This window comes from Methanocorpusculum bavaricum DSM 4179 (assembly GCF_000430905.1).
Lineage (GTDB): Archaea > Halobacteriota > Methanomicrobia > Methanomicrobiales > Methanocorpusculaceae > Methanocorpusculum > Methanocorpusculum parvum.
In genome coordinates this window covers 101,917-119,878 of sequence record NZ_AUMX01000001.1, presented here as the reverse complement: position 1 = coordinate 119,878, position 17,962 = coordinate 101,917, and the positions used below count along the sequence as shown (strand labels likewise).

The window sequence follows — 17,962 nt, the reverse complement described above, 5'->3', positions numbered from 1 at the left end:
AATCACCTCAGGAACTCTTTCAGCTCATCCCGTCTGGCATCATAATCCTCAATGCCGAGATCATACTGCTCATGGATATCCTCAGAGTCTTTGGTCGTCGTCTTCACCTTTCCCGCCTGAGACGGGGCAAAAACAAATGCCTTTCCTTTCGCCTCCAGATCGTTGATCTGCGCTATAACCTGATGATACCTGAGATGCCGGTCATCGATCTTTTTCACCACTTCCGGGAACCGGCGCAGGATCATATGATAAAACGGCTTGTATCTCTGGGGCTGACGGTGGAAACTTCGCGGATTTTCCAGAATCACCACCAGCTTGTCGCATTGGTCATCAAGCGCCTTCTGTATCGGGATCGAATCCGCAACCCCGCCGTCAAAATACAGTTTCCCGTTCAGTTCCACCGGCTTACACACAACCGGGATCGCACAGCTCGCCATGATGGCGCGGAAATCATCCTTTTTCATATCGGCTCCGGATAAATACTCGGCTTCACCGGTTCTGGCGTTCGTCGCCGTCAGATAATACTCCGCCGGATTTGCCTGCAAAGCGTCAAAATCCACCGGATCGATCCCAGTCGAGTTCGAGATCGTGCCGTAAATATACTGCAGATTAAAATACGACCCGTTCTTCAGATAATTCCTCATCCCGAGATACTCAGGATGTTTCTGATATATCGTATAAAAATGCAGATTCCGCTCACGCTGGTTCGCGAGATACGACGCCAGATTCCCCGAACCCGCTGAAACCCCGATACACTCATCAAAACAGATCCCGTCATCCAAAAACCGGTCAAGGATGCCTGCGCTGTATGCACACTTCATCCCCCCTCCTTCGACGATCAGCCCGTTCTTACTCATGATACTTGATATTTATCAGACTCACCCTTAATACCGCGGTATTTGTTCCGGGCGGACGGCCGAAAAAAAGGATCAGGGCCGGAAGTACTCGACCAGCGACTCGAAGAGTTTCATATCGAACTGCTCATCATAGTTCTTGTACAGCCCCTCGCCGATACGTTCCGCGTGTCCCATTTTTCCAAGAACCCGGCCGTCGGGCGAGGTGATCCCTTCGATCGCCATCATCGAATCATTCGGATTGTAGCGGATATCCGAGGTCGGATGATTGGTCAGATCGACATACTGCGTTGCTACCTGACCGTTTTCGATAAGGTGCTTCAGCACGTCGTCGTTTGCGAGGAATCTTCCTTCCCCGTGGGAAATAGGCACGGCGAACACATCGCCGGGCTTCACCTTCGCAAACCAGGGGGATTTCACGGACGACACGCGTACGCGGACGATCTTCGACTGATGTCTGCCGATCGTATTGAACGTCAGCGTCGGCGAATCCGCATCGACGTCGACGATCTCTCCGTAGGGAACGAGCCCCAGCTTGATCAGGGCCTGGAATCCGTTGCAGATCCCAAGGATCAGTCCGTCCCGGTTCTTTAACAGATCATGGACGGCGTCCTTGATCTTCGCATTGCGGAAGAACGCTGTGATGAACTTGCCCGATCCGTCGGGTTCGTCTCCGCCGGAGAACCCGCCCGGAATGAAGATCGCCTGGGACCGGGAGATCGCGTCCGCCGCCCTATCGACCGACTCGGCCGTGTCCTTCGCCGTCTGATTGTTGATCACGAGGATTTCAGGAATGGCGCCGGATCTTGCGACGGCCTTCGCGCTGTCATACTCGCAGTTCGTTCCCGGAAACACCGGAATGAAAACCCGCGGATGGGCAGTCCGCTCCCGCGGTTTGATGAGACTTCGTGTCTCGTACTTGATCTTTTTGATCCTGCCCGACCCCTGCGGAATATTGCACGGATAGACCGATTCCAGTTTTGCTTCGTATGTATTCAGCAGCGTTTCCAGCGAAAGCTTTGCCCCGGCATACCGGATGAAAGCGTCCGGCGTCGTCATCCCTAAGGGGATTCCGACCTTTGAGTCATCGGCGAGTTCAAGAACAAATGCACCGTAGGCGTAGCCGAAGATCTCCGCCGGATCCACACTGCTGTCATACGCGAATCCGATCATGTTCCCGAATGCCATTTTTAATACGGCCTCCGCGATGCCCCCGAGGGAAGGAGTATAGCAGGAGAGGACTTTCCCCTCTCTCATAAGCATGGTGACAAGATGGTAATTTGCGGTCAGCGACTCCGCCTTCGGGAGACCGTTTTCATCAGACTCGGCCTTCAGCAGAACGACCTTGTGACCCGGACTCTTGAACTCGTTCGTCACGATGTTTCTGATCTTCTCCGTCGTTACGGCGAACGAGATCAGTGTCGGAGGGACATCTAGTTTCTCAAAGGAACCGCTCATCGAATCCTTCCCGCCGATCGCGCCGACGCCGAGCCCCATCTGGGCTGCAAATGCGCCAAGAAGCGCGCTCATCGGCTTGCCCCAGCGTTTTGGATCTTTGCCCGGCTTCTCGAAGTACTCCTGGAACGAAAGATACACGTCTTTGAACTCGGCTCCGGTCGCGATCAGTTTTGAGACGCTTTCGACGACCGCGAGATACGCCCCGTGATACGGACTCTTCTCCGAGATCATCGGATTGAATCCCCATGCCATCAGCGAGCAGTCGTCGGTATCGCTTTTCTCCACCGAAATCTTGTTCACCATCGCCTGGATCGGGGTCAGCTGATACCGTCCGCCAAACGGCATAAGGACCGTTCCGGCGCCGACCGTCGAGTCGAACCGCTCGGAAAGTCCCTTCCTCGAACAGCTGTTCAGGTCGCCGGCGAGCGCGGTGTAATTCTCCTCAAACGTGCCTGTCACCGTCTTTTCATAAGGCTTCGGCTCGGCGAGTTCGATCTCGATGTGTTTTTCCGTCCCGTTCGTATCCAGAAATGCACGGGAGATATCGACGATCTTTTTCCCGTTCCAGTTCATGATCAGCCGGGGATTCTTTGTGACCCGGGCAACGACCGTTGCTTCCAGATTCTCCGCGTGAGCGAGAGAGCGGAACGTTTCCGCGTCGTTTTTGTCCACGACCACCGCCATTCTCTCCTGCGACTCGCTGATCGCGAGTTCCGTCCCGTCAAGACCTTCGTACTTTTTCGGGACCGCGTTCAGATCGATCTCCAGCCCTTCGGCAAGCTCTCCGATCGCGACCGAGACCCCGCCGGCGCCGAAATCATTGCAGCGTTTGATCAATTGGGACGCCTCCCGGTTTCTGAACAGTCTCTGGATCTTGCGTTCCTCGGGAGCATTTCCCTTCTGAACTTCCGCTCCGCAGCTCGTGAGCGAAGCCACCGTATGGGACTTCGAGGATCCGGCCGCCCCTCCGCATCCGTCCCGCCCGGTCCGTCCGCCTAAAAGGATCACAACATCCCCGTCTTTTGGGACCTCGCGCCGGACATTGTCCTGCGGGACTGCCCCGATAACGGCGCCGACTTCCATCCGTTTTGCCACGTATCCCGGATGATACAGCTCATCCACGATCCCGGTGGCAAGCCCGATCTGGTTTCCGTACGAGCTGTAGCCCGCCGCCGCCGTCGTCGCGATCTTTCTCTGCGGAAGTTTGCCGGCAAGCGTCTCACTCACCGGCGTTAAGGGATCTCCGCCGCCCGTCAGCCGCATCGCTGCATACACATAGGCCCGGCCGGAAAGCGGATCGCGGATCGCTCCTCCAAGACAGGTCGCCGCCCCGCCGAACGGTTCGATCTCGGTCGGGTGATTGTGGGTCTCGTTTTTGAACAGTAAAAGCCAGTCCTCGTCCTGCCCGTCGACAGAGACGGTTATTTTTACCGTACAGGCGTTGATCTCGGGTGACTCGTCCAGCTTGTCGAGTTTTCCCGCCTGTTTGAGATGGCGGACCGCGATCGTCGCGATGTCCATCAGATTGACCGGTTTGTCCCTGCCGACGGCTTTTCTGACCGCGAGGTAGCCGTCGTATGCTTTCTGGAGAAGCGGGCTTTCTGTGGTCACTCTGTCGATCGTCGTTAAAAATGTCGTATGGCGGCAGTGATCCGACCAGTAGGTGTCGATCATCCGGATCTCGGTGATCGTCGGGTCACGGTTTTCCGCAATAAAATACTGCTGACAGAATCTGATGTCGTCTTCATCCATCGCGAGCCCCAGTTCGCGGATAAGGGCGGCGAGGCCTTTTTCATCCAGTCTGGTGAATCCGGTAAGGGTTTCAACGGTTGTCGGGATATGGTAGGAGACGGAAAGGGTCTCCGGTTTTTCGAGCGACGCTTCTCTGCTCTCGACCGGGTTGATCACGTAATTTTTGACCGCACGCAGCTGTTCTTTGGAGATCTTTCCTTTGAGAACATACACGCGTGCGGTGTTTACGAGCGGCCTCTCTCCCTGGGAGATCAGCTGGATACACTGCGCTGCGCTGTCTGCCCTCTGGTCGAACTGGCCGGGCAGAAACTCGACGGCAAAGACGTGTTCGCCCTTTTCCACCGGTATTTCGTCAAAGGTCAGATCCAGCTGGGGTTCGGAGAAGACCGTTGTCTTTGCGTATTCGAAGAGGTCCTGTTCTATATTTTCGACATCGTACCGATTGATTATTCTGACCGATGTCAGTTCTTTGATGCCCAGCAGACTCTGCAGTTCATTCTGGAGCGAGCGTGCTTCGTTTGCCAGAGCGGGTTTCTTTTCAACAAATATCCTGTAGACCATATCAGTATCCCTTTCCTGTACCCGGACGTTTCTATGCCTATATGTAGGCTATGCATGCAAATTAACTGTTCCCGTGCCGGGGTTCGCATGACGAATTTTCCCGCGTTGAGTTTCGTATCCGGTGTCTAGATATATATCTGGAGTTAGATGCGATGGTAGTTCTTTGTCATCATTTTTTGGGTATCGAACCACAAAATGGTGGCGTCCTTTCGACGGCGCTGATCTTCTTTGGTGTTCTCATTCTCATCACCTTGGCTTTCTTTATCTCGTCCTACATCCATAGTGTTATCTTGGTGATGCTGGAGATATGTACCTAGTCATCATCATTATCGGGGGAAGGTAACGGCAATAAAAAAGAAGGGAATTGGGGATTATTCAGCTGAAAAGTTTCTCATATTCTTCAACTGGTAATCTGTGTTCAATAACTAAACGGTAATTTGATGAATTATAAACCGCTGTTATTATCCCTGAGCTAATACTTGGATCTTTACAAAAAACAGTTTCTCTATATATCCAGACAAAACCATTCTTCATTGCATCAGATTTCATTTCGTTTGTTTGTTTCAATATATCCGTTCCTGGATATCTTGTACAGTCTGTCTTACCAACAACTTCTTCGTGGTTTGAGTTTTCCGAACTAAATACTATTACTGGAATTGTAATATCACCACCTGTGTAAGTCCTGGATGAGATTGTCCAATTCCAAATTTTCGCAGTTCGTATCGTGTACCCAGTAGGATTCTGATAATAATTTTCAATAATCTCTTTATTAGGGCCATCTGGAACAGCACTTCTGTAAGCAAGTGAATCAAAAGGTACAGAAGTTGGTGTGACTTCCGGTGTAACTTCAGCAATATTCTCTATATTGCCCTGCTCAGAGGATGCTGAAATACACCCTGCCGATAGAATTAGAATTACTGTTATAATTCCAATACCTATCATAAATAAATTGTAATTTTTCATTTCTCTCTCATTTAAATGGTGTAATGTCATAATATATAAATATTTTGACCTTTTTTTTTTCAAAATATTTAGTTATTAGAATCATTCCGATCGTGAATCTGATACATTTTTCAAGAATATTTAGATTGATGGGGTAAATTTTCATCCCGGAATAGAATCCGCCATATCACTATTTGAGAGAGAAAAAGCTGAGGAACTGGCGCGGGGGTGTGTGGGAGTGTTAACCATTTTTGGAAAGCAAAACTTTGCTCTCCGACTCGCTTCGTTCGCTTGAATATCCACCAATATCAGAAAAGAAAGGAGTTAGGATGAGGGGGGTTGAATGCCTCTTATTATCGAATCCTCAATATATTTATCTACATATAAGATGTATGTTAGAAGTATGTCCTCATTTTTCGAGTATCTGACCAAAGACGGGGGCGTCCTTTCGACCGCTCTGGTTCTGCTCGGTGTTGCCGTTATTATAGGGTCGGCAGTTGTATTGTCAGGCTACAACTTTATCCTGATGATCGTCGGGATCTTTGTAGGGGTGATCATCATTATTATCGGAGGAAAGTATTCGAAGTTTAAAAAAGAGGAGAACTAGGGATTTAGGAGAAGGAAGAGAAAAACTCCTTCAGGTCTTTTTTTGTTTCGGGGGAGAGTGCTGATTTTTTTACGCCCAAAACCGCTCCTTCAAGTCCGTAGAGCCGGTGAAGGCAGGCAGTGTCGTCGATCGATCTGATCATCAGCCAGGCTTTTTTGCTGCCTGTTTCACGCAGCTGTGCGGCAGTCGTGATCCCGACTTTGTTGAGTTTTTCTTCGGTGTCTTTGCCGATGTTGGGTAACGATGCAAGTTCGCCCATGGGTTTTGCCTACGGTATCTATTGGCAGGAGGGGATGTTAATCTTACGCGGTGTTGGTGTTGATCCATTTCGTGAAGGGGGTGAGAGGGTGTGGAAACATGAGAAAAAACCAACCGCGAATCGGCGCGAATCCGCCCTTCGGGCGAGGCGAATCGGATTTGCTATTCCTCACTTGAACACGGCGGGTCTAATCGCAAATCAAAGATTTGCTCAGCTAAGGGCGAGCCTTTCGGCTCACCCCGCACGCCCCGCCGGTTCATCCCTTCATCGGGACCGTTCGGGCAAATCCTGTCGGCGCCCCAGCGCCTCCCCATGGTAATTTTCTTTCTCCGTTTCATTTTGGGCCTGGAGTAAAAGAACATTTTACAAGTTTTAGAACTGCTCAATGCATATTTCCCTCACAGGAGCCGCTGGGGCGGCGACAGGATTTGCCCGAACGGTCCCGATGAAGGGACGAGCAAGACAGTGAAGCTGGATTGCGAGAGTGAGGAAAAGCAAATCCGATTATGAGAGCAAGCCAAAGGCTTGCGAGATTCGCGCCGATTCGCGGTTGGTTTTTCTCTTATGTCTACACGAATGCATTACACGAAATCAAAATACATCTTATCCGTACTCCGTCTTCCTCCAATCTATTTCGAAATCCATCAATTTAGAAATACATCTAAATAGTTTCGCAGACAACAGAGTATGAGTAATATGGGATTTCCCGAGACATTCAAAGCATTATCCGATCCGGTCAGGCGCGAGATCCTCACGCTCTTGAAAGAGGGGAAGATGTCTGCCGGCGATATCGCCGGACACTTCGATATGGCCGGAGCGACGATTTCGTATCATCTGTCCCAGCTGAAAAAAGCGGATCTTGTGACGGAGACGAAGTACAAGAACTTCGTGTATTACGAGCTGAATCTTTCGGTATTTGAGGAGCTTATGTGCTGGATCTCCCAGTTTAACGAGGTACAAAATGAAAATCGATAAAACCCTGTTCATCACCTCGGCGCTTTGTCTTGCGCCGATCCTGCTTGGCGTTCTGCTCTACGACCGTCTGCCGGATATGATTCCGATCCATTTCGACTTCGCCGGCGACCCGGACAACTGGGGGGCAAAACCGTTCGTTGTGTTCGGCATGCCGGCTCTCCTCTGTCTGCTGAACATTATCTGTAATGTTTCGACCCGCAAATACGGCGGGGAAAACCAGAGTATGCTGCTGAAGTTCTCCCGCTGGCTGATCGCCGTCATCGCGCTGATCGTTGTGCCAATCACGCTCTTTAAGGCGATCGGCGCCGATATCCCGATCGAGGTGATCGTTCCCGTTCTGGTCGGTGTCATCTTTATCATCATCGGGAATTATCTTCCGAAGACGAAACAGAATCCGGTCGCCGGCGTGAGACTCCCCTGGACGATGGAAAGCGCCGAGAACTGGCGGCGGACCAGCCGGTTCTCCGGGTATCTCTTCATCATCGGCGGGTTTGTGATGATCCTGAATGCGTTTTTCGCGTTGTTCTGGATCCCGGTGTTTTTCGGGATCCTCATCGCGATGATCGCGGGACCGGTCATCTACTCGTATCATCTGCATAAGAAAGGGATCTGATTTTTTTTGGAGAAATCAGGTATAATCTTTTTTTGGTCGGGTAACAGAATCGGTTTTTGTTAGGTTTATCTCGGTTTGGTGTACGTAATTTTGCGGATGGCGGCACCCATCACACGAAATCCACGAAAAAAACGCAAATCAAAGATTTGCTCTGCTGAGGTCGGCCGCGTTCCGCGTCCAACCCGCCAACGAAAACACGAAAAATAAAGAATCAGCTGGGTGGAGATACAGATAGTACCCTCCCCCGTCCCCCACACGGAAAATCACAAATTCGCAAACCTTTGGTTTGCTCGGCTGAGGTCGTCGACTTCGTCGCCAACCCGCCAACGAAATTCACGAAAAGGGGGACAGGGGCGGAGGATTGAGATATTGGGTAATAGAGGAACAGCCAGATTATTTTGAGTGAAGGAAAATCCTTTCCTCCGCCCCTGTCCCCCTTTTCGTGCATTTCGTTGATTTTCGAACGTTTCGTGTGGGGGACAGGGGAGGTCACTACATCTTTCCCACCATTTTTCATTTTTTTATTTCGTGTTTTCGTAAAATTTTTCGTGGATTTCGTGTGATGGATCCGCTCATAAAAAAAGAATCCAGTACACCAAAACGAAATACATTGTTGTCATCTCAGATGAACCGGTACCTCCCTCACCCCGCCCGTATGATCGTCCCTTTCGCTCCAAAAACCAGCATCCCCGTAAACCCTTCCGGCACAAACCAGCTCTCCGCCAGGACTTCACTTCTCACCGCCGACAAAGCATACTCCTCCTCGATCAGCTTCACCGGGAAAAACCTGACCTCCCAGAAATTCGCCATCTCTCCTCTCTGAACCTCAGCCGGCTCACAGAGCGTCTTCCCATCCGGGCAGACAAGCGTCACCAGAATCTCCCTCCCGGGCGCGAAGTTCGTCGTTCCGGTTACCGAAACACTCCGCTCCTTCATCGACGCAGAAACCGGCTCCATTTTGATCCAAAACACCAGATCGTTCGAAAAAGCCTTGATCCGCAGATTCGTCTCCCCGTCCGCGCTCAGATCTTCCCACGCCCCCGTTTCTGTTCTCAGAAAACTCTGGCCCGCACGGGCAAACGTCGTTGTGGACACCTCCTCTGAAACCGCGGACGTATCGATCGAAATATTCAGGGGCTTCTCCCCCTCGAGATCATACACAACCGAAAAGGTCTGCCCCTTCTCGATTGGGACAGGATCATCCAGCCGGATCGTATAGTATCCCGGGAATGCGATTCTCCCCGTCTGCTCTGCAAGCAGCGTCCCGGCATCCGGTTCATCCGGCAGCGGATCGGTGTAGACACGCAGCGCGTAGTTCACGGACTGGTTCGTATCAAGCGTTACGGCCCGGATCTCTTCATTCCCGCCTGCCGTGAACACATTCCCGATCCTCGCCGAACTTTGGTTCAGCGATCTGTTTTCAACCAGCGTCCCGCCGTCATACTGATACGTATGCTCAAACCAGGGTTCTGTCCCGAGGAAGAACGTAAACGGGTAGGTCACCTCCTCATACGGCATCCAGATGTAGGTAGAGTTCGAAAGATCGCTTCCCCACGAGTTCTGGATCAGCCATGCCCCGTCATGTTCCGGCGGAACCGCGAACAGCTCTTTTGCAAAATCATCGTCCCAGCCGATCAGAAGGACGGCATGCCCGCCGGCATACTCAAGGTTTTCTCTGTCGGTATCTCCAAGGGAAAACACCCAGTCCCCGTTCTCCAGCTCCTGCAGATACGGCTCGACCGGGTTAAAGAAGAATCCGAACGCGGCCGCTCCTTTTTCGAGGAGCATGGTCTTTACGTCGTCCTTTTCAGAAGGGGGGATCATGACGGCGGAGTCCAGCACGATCTCGTTTTGGGAAATTGCCGTGTCATCGGACGGGGCGGTATTGTTCCCGTAGGAGTCGAAGGGGGCGGCGGATTCGTTTACGGCGCCGAATCCGGCGGCAAGGGTATACATCGCCTGGGTGAGCTCTCCGCCGAGAATAAGCCCGGAGATGTTGTCCTGCGGGTCGGTTTCCTGAACATGGGTGTAGTCGCCTGCGATGCCTTCGAGCCCGGGCCAGGGGGACGCCGGGTCGATGAGGGCGTCCCGGTTATAGGTGAAGTAGGCGGTGTGGAAAGCGGAGAGGTCGATCCCGGCGTATTTTTCCGGATCCTGTTGAATCATGCCGGATTCAAGTGAGCTTATCGAGGCGAAGGTCCAGCAGAGTCCGAAGTATCCCTGGTCGGTGATGAGGGGGGTGAGGTTTTTGTCCCGCATGTCGTAGGAGGACGGCAGCTCGGCCGCGGCGGGGAAAATGAGGAGAGCGGTGAGGAGGAGGGCCAGGGGGAGGATTTTCCGGGACATGATGATGGTGTTCTGAGATTCTATGGAGGGGTGAGGGTAATAAGGATATGTGTTGCGGGCAACGCCTGTCCTGTATTCGTAGTATCTGCATACAAAAGGTATCTGATTTTTTCCGGAGAAATCAGGTCTATTCTTTTTTTTGGGTCGGTTCGAAACGAGAGCGGATTTAGACGAATAGTATTTGTGGGCGGAATGAGTATGTCTTACATAAGGGAATCATCGAATGTTTTCACAGAAAATGTAACAGATTTCTTAGGTTTATAAAATGACAAGTATGTTTCAATCAAATGATACCAGTGTTTCAGACTTATTACAGAAGATAGCGGATGGAAGAATTCAGCTACCTGATTTCCAGAGGGGCTGGGTTTGGGATGATAAGCATATTACAGCTCTCATAGCCAGTATCTCAAATCAATACCCAGTTGGGGCATTAATGTTTTTGAAGTACAACGGCGAGTCTATTCGTTTTAAATATCGTCCTTTAACCGGAGCATCGGGAAGTAATACTCCTGAAGCTCTTGTATTAGATGGGCAGCAACGTCTCACTTCAATTTTCAGTTCAATGTTTTCCAAAGGCCCTGTGGATACCAAAACAGATAAGGGGAATTTAATCAAGCGTTTTTACTATCTTGACATTGAAAAATGTTTGAGCAGCACGACTGATCGTCAGGAAGCCATAGTATCCATACCTGAAAATAAGATGCTTCTCACTAATTTTGGACGTGATATCATACTTGATATCAGCACGCAGGAAAAGGAGTTTGAATGCCATCTGTTTCCACTAAACATTGTCTATAATTCTATAGAATGTACTAAATGGCAAAATGCATATCAAAAATATCATAAGTATGATCCGAATATTTTGGATCGCTATGCAAAATTTATCGCTGATATCCTCATGCCCATCCAAATCTATAAAGTGCCGGTTATAACTCTTGGAAGTGAGACGCCAAAAGAAGCTGTATGTCAGGTATTTGAAAATGTAAATACCGGGGGAGTATCTCTCACGATATTTGAATTAATGACAGCGACGTTTGCAGCTGATAATTTCGAGTTACGCAAAGATTGGGATGCCCGACGTGAAGTTCTCGTTACTAAATCCGCATTATCAGCAAATACTAAAAACTCTTCAGTTTTGTCGGTAGTCTCATCCACGGATTTTCTTATTGCAATGACGTTACTCTCCCGTTATTATAACAAAGATAAAAACGGCGAGGCGGTGAGTTGTAAAAAGAAGGATGTTTTGAATTTGACCCTTGATGATTACAAAACATATTCTGAGCAGTTAACGAACGGTTTCCTCCGTGCGGCAAGTTTTCTTAAAGAAGAACGGATATTTTCATCAAGAGATCTGCCATATAGCAGTCAATTGATTCCTCTGTCTGTGGTATTCGCCATACTTGGTGATCGGTCCAAGGACGGTCCTATTAAAGAGAAAATATCACGTTGGTACTGGTGCGGGGTTATGGGAGAGATGTATGGGGGAGCAAATGAAACCCGATATGCGAATGATGTGATTGGGATTATTGAGTGGATTCGCAATGGCCCGGAACCCGATACTGTACAAAGAGCATATTTCCAACCAACACGCTTATTGTCCCTTCAAACCCGGTTGAGTGCTGCCTATAAAGGAGTAATGGCATTGATACTCAAAACGGGATGTCTGGATTTTATCAGTGGCAGTCCAATGGATTTTACGGTGTTCATAGATGATAATGTTGATATTCACCATATTTTTCCACAAGAATATTGCGAATCAAACTCAATCCCAAAAAAGAAATGGAATTCGATTGTTAACAAAACACCATTATCTGCGCGGACAAATAGAATAATTGGTGGGAGTGCCCCGAGTAAATATTTGAAACACATTGAATCAGCTGATCACGTCACAGAAGAAAAATTGGATGCCTCTGTCTCTACACATCTGGTTGATGTTGATTGTTTGCGAGCAGATAATTTTGACGCGTATTTCCTTCATCGTGCAAAGTCATTAATCAATATCATCAGTAAGTCTATGGGGAAACCTGTTACCAATTTAGCAGGAGATGACGTTATCACAGGTTTTGGTGGATCTTTGGAATAATGCAATATTTTTGCTGAATCCTACTGAATATCTAAGTATTCCAATTGGATTTACGCGGTGTTGTGATTCTGCTCGGGAAAAACAAGTGTCTTATGGTATGTCGATTTCGTGTACGGTAAGGCGTGGAAGTATGAGAAATCCACCGCGAATAATCGCGAATCTCCGCGAATCGCATTTTTCCTGTTCCGCCCTCTTGACCTTCGGTCGCGTCCCTACGCTACGCCTGATCGGCTTCGCGTGGTCGGGACGGCGGAACGAAAAATGCTGGAAAACCCGCGTCGCGGGTTTTCTGTAAAGAATCTCTAACACTTACAATAAAAAAAAGCAGATCGGTATTTTCTCATGAGAAAACCCGCGACGCGGGTTTTCCAGCATTTTCCACGCTGGCGTTCCGTCCACGCGGAGCCGATGAGGCGAAGCGTAGGAACGCGGCCGAGGAGTGAAACGACGAGGACAAGAAGACAGCGTAAGGAAAATGCGATTCGCGATTATTCGCGATTATTCGCGGTGGATATCTCATGTATCTACACTTTTGTCATCCCCTTCACGAATTGAATTGAGAGCACACCGCGTAACTCCTATTTACGTATAATTCATATACGAGTTATGCGGTGCGGGTTTTTCTCCCCCTTTATGTGGGATTCATGCAGGATGTATGTAGGTTATCATGCAGGATAAAGTCCATCCAATCATCTTAGATTCATAAACAAGCCATAATTCAGGAAGTATGTAGGTAATGTAGGATAAACTGAGATCCATCTCCTACGGCAGAACATCTCTCACCTCAAATCCCCTATACGCTGGACACCCGATCATCCTACATACCTACATAAAATCACACATACTCCTCTAAATCCAAAACAAAGAACGATCCAGCCGTAAAAGTATGTAGGGTTGAGGATTTTCATCCTGCATTCCTCCTACATTACCTACATATCCTAGAGAGTATCCGTAATGCTTGTCTGTTTTTCTACAGGAACGAGTTTATATCGAACACCAAGAGGCGTCCGGCTCTTCGTCAAAAACCGGTCATATCCCGCAAACTTCTGATCCGCCAGCTGCGAGATCCATCTTCCCGTCATAACATCCGTCAGCGTACCGGCCACCGCCGCCTTCACCAGATGCTCAGGCGCATAATCCAGGATCATCTGCCCTGAAACCTGATGCTCCTTCCTCTGCTCCCCTTCCCGGATCAGAACCGCCTTCAGTCCCGCCGGCGAAAACATCTCGCTCCCGAACATGGCATCCAGCCGGGCAAGCATCTCGCAGCCCTCTGTCTCCGCCTCATTATCTCCCGTCTGGACCTCCCCCAGATTCGAAAGCACCCGGGAAAATCCCGCCGCATACAGCGAGCCTGCTATCGTAGAAAACCATTCCGGATACTCCGAAAGATTCCCCGGAAGCGGCGGCGGCGCCGGTCTCCCCTTCGAAATCCAGTTCTTCAGAAACACCGAAAACGCCCACACCAGCTTTGCATGCATCTCCTCGGCATATCTGATCAGCTCATCCTTCTGCCGGGAAAACCTCAACTCCTGCCATGGCTTCTGGGCAAGGATATTCGTCACCACCACTCTCCCGCAGACATCCGCCGCGATCTTCAGATGGTTCCCGTTCACGCAGAACTGCGTCGTCACGACCCGTTCCAGCTGAGTCAGACTGCCGAGATCCCGAAACGCCGCCGTTCCGTTACCCGACGTCGCCGAGAGAAGAAACTCCGACACAAAATCCGCACCCGGCGCCACATTGTCGATAACGGCATACAGCGGACTCTCCTTCACGATCGTCTTATGCAGCTTCTCCATCTCCTCGGCCCGTGCCGGCGCCGGATACACCTTCGGTTCAGCGCCAAACGCCGCGATTCCGTTGATCCTCTGCAGAAAACTGCCCCCGGTCCGCGGACTGTTCTTCTGCACGGCAAGGATCGGAAACGGGCCGGCAAGACTTGGTCTAAGCATCGCGGAAAACACCGAAGCCAGATTATTTTCATAATCCGCCCGGTCTTTGAACAGGAACTCGTGATACACACTGTCGAGATATTCGCGTGCGAGGGCGAGATCGGATTCAGACGGGATCTCCGGAATCTGCGGGACAGCCGTTTCCTTCAGGAAAAACCATCCGGTCTTTTTGTCAAAGCCTTTCGCGGAAACGACTTCGCCGTCAGGCTTCAGCATAACGCCGGGATGCAGGCCGCTGATCTCCGGCAGATGATCCAGCTCCTTTGCCGAGGCTTTCAGCACGCTTTCGAGCAGATCGAAGGGAAGCGGGACCTCGGTTTTGGCTTCATCCCCCGGTTTGTGCCAGGAGGAAAGCGCCGTCAGCAGGATACGGAGCCTGCCCCGGTCAAGAGGCGTGACGGCGCCGTTTGCGATCTCGCAGAGCCTGCCGGCATAGATCCCGACAAACGAACGGTTCGCGGAATTGTAATACCGCAGAGCCTTCCCGGCGCTTTTTACTGCCGCCGCGGTATTTGCCGGCAGTTCCCGGGGGATAGGGACCGGCGAGACGGGGCATAGTTCACCTTCGGGTTCATTTTGGTCATAGGTGAGGGTGATGGTCGGATGGCTGTTCGAAGGCGGAGAGAAGATCGAGAGGTCGATATCTTCCGCCGAAGGGGATAGGGTCCCCTCTCTGTGTGGAATCGTCGTATCAAAATACATAGATCGGCTCGTATCCATGCCGGCGGGTGGGTCGGTTCTCAAAATTATGAGTGGTATATTTCAGACCGGCAGAATGTAATGAGATATATGCTTTATAAGTGTAAAAAACCCGGGGGAAATGTCTTGATTTCTCTGTATTTAGATAAATTAATATACAATATCATCCTCTGCCAAGCGGCAGGATCTCGATCGTATATCCGTCAGGATCCTCGAGGTAATAGATACCACTTGCCTTGTTGACCGACTTCACGCAGCCCATCTTCTGGTGTTTTTCAAGGGATCCCTGAAAATCGTCGGTCGAGAACGCGAGATGCCTTCCATTGTCTCCCGGCTCATATGGGTTTGTCCGCCCGGTGATCTGCGTGAGTTCCAGTTTGTGGTTCGATTGGCCGTCCCCCAGAAAAACTATTCTAACGTCCCCTGACTCGGGCACGATCCGTTTTACCTCAAAAAGTCCCAAAGCTTCTGCATAGAACTTCATCGATCGGTCGAGATCGAGCACGTTGATATTGTTGTGGATCATCTGAAACTGCATACAGATACCTCTCTTCTGAAATATTTAAGCGATCCGGGGATCAGAAAAAAAGCTGAGAAAGATTCTCAGATATAGTATTATAGAATCAGATGAGAAGGTTCAGCACGTAGATAAAAACGCCTACGATACCGGCGACCACTAAAACGACCGTTGGTCTGATGTGAAACGCTTTCTTGTCATCCGCATCGTAATAGGTAACCAGACCTGCCGATGAACTTAGTCCTTTGCCCGAGCTCTTTGCTGCCATATCCTATTATATTGCTCCTCTACCCATATAAAAGAACAGGAGAACACAAAGATCCATGCAGCAGGAAACACTCGAGGGGCTGGCCTTTGTCGGAGAAGCGTTTACGCCGGAAAATGTCAGGATCGTGATCGAAAACGGCCGTATCGCCGAGATCACCGAGAGGAAAACCGGCTCCGCGAACTGGATCGTTCCGGCGTTTTTCAACGCGCATACGCATATCGCCGACACGGTCGGGATGGATACCCCGGCCGACCGGCCGCTTGCGGAACTCGTCGCCCCCCCAAACGGGCTGAAACACCGGCTTTTACGCGAAACGCCGCCGGACCGTCTGGTCTCTGCGATGCGGGACACAATTGGGTTCATGAAGGCGACCGGGACGCTTGGTTTTGCGGACTTCCGGGAAGGCGGCCCTGAAGGGGTGGATCTTCTCCGGCAGGCGGCCGATCCGGCGGTCGGGATGGTTGTTTTCGGACGGGACGGCGGGGAGATGACCGCTGACGGACTCGGTCTTTCGAGTGCGAAAGGAACGGCCGGCGAGGGGGGAGCTGTCCGCCGTGCAAAGGCGGCCGGGAAACGTTTCGCCGTGCATGCTGGCGAAGCAGGGGTCAAAGACATCGAAGCGGCGTTTTCCCTCGACCCGGATCTGATCATCCATGCGACCCACTTTACGAAGGAACACATCCGGGAGGCGGCCGACCGGGATATCCCGATCGTCATCTGTCCGCGATCAAACTGGCGGCTCGGCGTAACGGCCGATGCCCGCCGGCCGCCTGTTCATGAGATGCTCAAGGCAGGATGCCGGGTGTTTCTCGGCACGGACAACGTGATGTTCGTTTCCCCGGATATGTTTGCCGAGGCGGCATTCCTGCAGACCGTATACAAAACCGCCTCTTCAGACCTCCTCCGGATGATGACGGGCGGCTTTTCCCTTCAGGGCAGGCGGGGTTTCCTCGAAGAGGGCGGCCCGGCCGATCTCGTTGTTCTTGACGGCGGATATGCCGGCCGCTGGACGAAGGATCCCCGCACATCTCTCTTTACCCGGGTGGGATCCCGGGGTATCACCCGGATCATTTCCCGGTGGTAATAGGACTTACGCGGTGTTCTCTCAACTAAAAAGCTAACTTACTTATGGGATGTACTTCGATTTCGTGTATCGTATTTGAGTGGATACATGAGATAAACCAACCGCGAATCTCCGCAAATAAACGCGAATCGCATTTTCCTTGCGTTCGGATGCTCTGCTCCGGCTTATCGCCTCCGCAGAATCGCATCCTCTCTTGAAAAATGCTGAGGGAAAAACCCGCGTGCGGGTTTTTCTGTTCTTATATTATTTTTCATACGACACAAATAGAGAGCCAACTTGAAAGAAAAACCGGCACGCCGGTTTTTCCTATAGCATTTTTCCAGACGGCGTGCGATTCTGCGGAGGCGATAAGCCGGAGCAGAGCACGACGGCGCAAGAAAAATGCGATTTGCGAAAATTCGCGGAGATTCGCGGTTTTTTTAATCTCATGCTTCCACACCCAGCAATACCCTTCCTGAATTGGATTCACACCAACACCGCGTAAGTCCCATTGTAATACCATCTCTTTATAACCTTGGAGGAGTAATTTACTCATAAAGTAGGAGGTTCTAAAAAATGTTTACCAAGATACTTGTTGCAATTGACGGATCCGACATCAGCAAAAGTGCGTTCAATAAAGCGATCGAACTGGCAAAGCTGTCCAAAGCTGAACTGCATGCCATTTATGTTATCGAGTCGGGTATGATCTCGCCGGGTCCGGTGGATACATCCTGGGAACTGATCTATCAGCGGTTTGAGAAGGAAGGCCGCGATATTATGGCGGAACTGGTCGAGGATGCAGCGAAGAAAGGCCTGAAGGCGACGCCACATCTGGAGGCCGGACATGCCGGCGACACGATCCTTGAAAAAGCAGCCGAGCTGGAATGCGATCTGATCGTTGTTGGTTCCCGCGGAAAGAGCAAGCTTGACCGCCTTTTGATCGGCAGCGTCTCTTCGCATATCGTGAACTATGCGAAAACCAACACGCTGATCATTAAAAAATAAATCCC

At 50.7% G+C, this 17,962-nt stretch carries 16 protein-coding genes; 6 read left to right on the top strand and 10 right to left on the bottom strand.

Features of this window, described 5'->3' with window-relative positions; translation table 11 throughout:
- Window positions 1–2 precede the first annotated feature (2 nt).
- The 4 genes from H575_RS00655 to H575_RS00645 all read right to left on the bottom strand — a co-directional run bounded on the left by H575_RS00655 (window position 3) and on the right by H575_RS00645 (window position 5,588).
- Window positions 3–857, bottom strand: coding sequence for a patatin-like phospholipase family protein (locus tag H575_RS00655; RefSeq protein ID WP_042696498.1), 855 nt, complete (start codon window positions 855–857; stop codon window positions 3–5).
- Between the two features lie 72 nt (window positions 858–929).
- The gene (locus tag H575_RS00650) at window positions 930–4,625 is read right to left on the bottom strand and encodes a phosphoribosylformylglycinamidine synthase (RefSeq protein WP_042696497.1); all 3,696 of its coding nucleotides are present in this window, start codon (window positions 4,623–4,625) and stop codon (window positions 930–932) included.
- A 143-nt stretch (window positions 4,626–4,768) separates the two neighbouring features.
- A complete protein-coding gene (locus tag H575_RS09215) occupies window positions 4,769–4,906 on the bottom strand; it encodes a hypothetical protein (protein WP_155897820.1) in 138 nt (45 codons plus the stop codon).
- A gap of 94 nt (window positions 4,907–5,000) precedes the next feature.
- A complete protein-coding gene (locus H575_RS00645; protein WP_042696494.1) occupies window positions 5,001–5,588 on the bottom strand; it encodes a hypothetical protein in 588 nt (195 codons plus the stop codon).
- Window positions 5,589–5,970: 382 nt separating this feature from the next.
- Between H575_RS00645 and H575_RS00640 the strand changes: the two genes are divergently transcribed.
- Complete coding sequence (locus H575_RS00640; protein WP_042696493.1) at window positions 5,971–6,174, top strand: hypothetical protein; 204 nt, start codon at window positions 5,971–5,973, stop codon at window positions 6,172–6,174.
- Between the two features lie 4 nt (window positions 6,175–6,178).
- Here H575_RS00640 and H575_RS00635 read toward each other — a convergent pair whose 3' ends face one another.
- Entirely contained in the window at window positions 6,179–6,433 is a 255-nt protein-coding gene (locus tag H575_RS00635; RefSeq protein ID WP_042696492.1) for a TfoX/Sxy family protein, read from the bottom strand.
- A 687-nt stretch (window positions 6,434–7,120) separates the two neighbouring features.
- Between H575_RS00635 and H575_RS00630 the strand changes: the two genes are divergently transcribed.
- Window positions 7,121–7,408 carry an autorepressor SdpR family transcription factor gene (locus H575_RS00630; RefSeq protein ID WP_211213849.1) on the top strand — a complete coding sequence of 96 codons (288 nt, stop codon included), beginning with the start codon at window positions 7,121–7,123 and terminating at the stop codon, window positions 7,406–7,408.
- Window positions 7,395–8,021, top strand: coding sequence for an SdpI family protein (locus H575_RS00625; RefSeq protein WP_042696488.1), 627 nt, complete (start codon window positions 7,395–7,397; stop codon window positions 8,019–8,021). Before H575_RS00630 ends, H575_RS00625 begins: the two co-directional genes overlap by 14 nt.
- Before the next feature lie 642 nt (window positions 8,022–8,663).
- Here the strand turns inward: H575_RS00625 and H575_RS00620 are convergent.
- The gene (locus tag H575_RS00620) at window positions 8,664–10,367 is read right to left on the bottom strand and encodes a C1 family peptidase (RefSeq protein ID WP_042696487.1); all 1,704 of its coding nucleotides are present in this window, start codon (window positions 10,365–10,367) and stop codon (window positions 8,664–8,666) included.
- A gap of 265 nt (window positions 10,368–10,632) precedes the next feature.
- Here H575_RS00620 and H575_RS00615 point away from each other — a divergent pair, with 265 nt between their 5' ends.
- Window positions 10,633–12,450, top strand: coding sequence for a GmrSD restriction endonuclease domain-containing protein (locus H575_RS00615; protein WP_081406593.1), 1,818 nt, complete (start codon window positions 10,633–10,635; stop codon window positions 12,448–12,450).
- 938 nt (window positions 12,451–13,388) lie between these two features.
- Here the strand turns inward: H575_RS00615 and H575_RS00610 are convergent.
- From H575_RS00610 to H575_RS00600, 3 genes are all read right to left on the bottom strand, one after another.
- On the bottom strand, window positions 13,389–15,107 hold the full coding sequence (locus H575_RS00610; protein WP_042696486.1) for a hypothetical protein: 1,719 nt from the start codon (window positions 15,105–15,107) through the stop codon (window positions 13,389–13,391).
- A 160-nt stretch (window positions 15,108–15,267) separates the two neighbouring features.
- Entirely contained in the window at window positions 15,268–15,642 is a 375-nt protein-coding gene (locus tag H575_RS00605; RefSeq protein ID WP_042696484.1) for a VOC family protein, read from the bottom strand.
- 85 nt (window positions 15,643–15,727) lie between these two features.
- The gene (locus H575_RS00600; protein ID WP_042696483.1) at window positions 15,728–15,889 is read right to left on the bottom strand and encodes a preprotein translocase subunit Sec61beta; all 162 of its coding nucleotides are present in this window, start codon (window positions 15,887–15,889) and stop codon (window positions 15,728–15,730) included.
- 55 nt (window positions 15,890–15,944) lie between these two features.
- On the opposite strand from H575_RS00600, the gene H575_RS00595 reads away from it, so the two are divergent.
- Complete coding sequence (locus H575_RS00595; RefSeq protein ID WP_042696481.1) at window positions 15,945–16,973, top strand: amidohydrolase family protein; 1,029 nt, start codon at window positions 15,945–15,947, stop codon at window positions 16,971–16,973.
- Window positions 16,974–17,223: 250 nt separating this feature from the next.
- Here the strand turns inward: H575_RS00595 and H575_RS09465 are convergent, their stop codons facing one another.
- On the bottom strand, window positions 17,224–17,508 hold the full coding sequence (locus H575_RS09465; RefSeq protein ID WP_042696479.1) for a hypothetical protein: 285 nt from the start codon (window positions 17,506–17,508) through the stop codon (window positions 17,224–17,226).
- A gap of 20 nt (window positions 17,509–17,528) precedes the next feature.
- Here H575_RS09465 and H575_RS00585 point away from each other — a divergent pair, with 20 nt between their 5' ends.
- Window positions 17,529–17,957 (top strand): universal stress protein, encoded by a 429-nt coding sequence (locus tag H575_RS00585; protein WP_042696478.1) that lies wholly within the window; start codon window positions 17,529–17,531, stop codon window positions 17,955–17,957.
- Window positions 17,958–17,962: the final 5 nt, after the last annotated feature.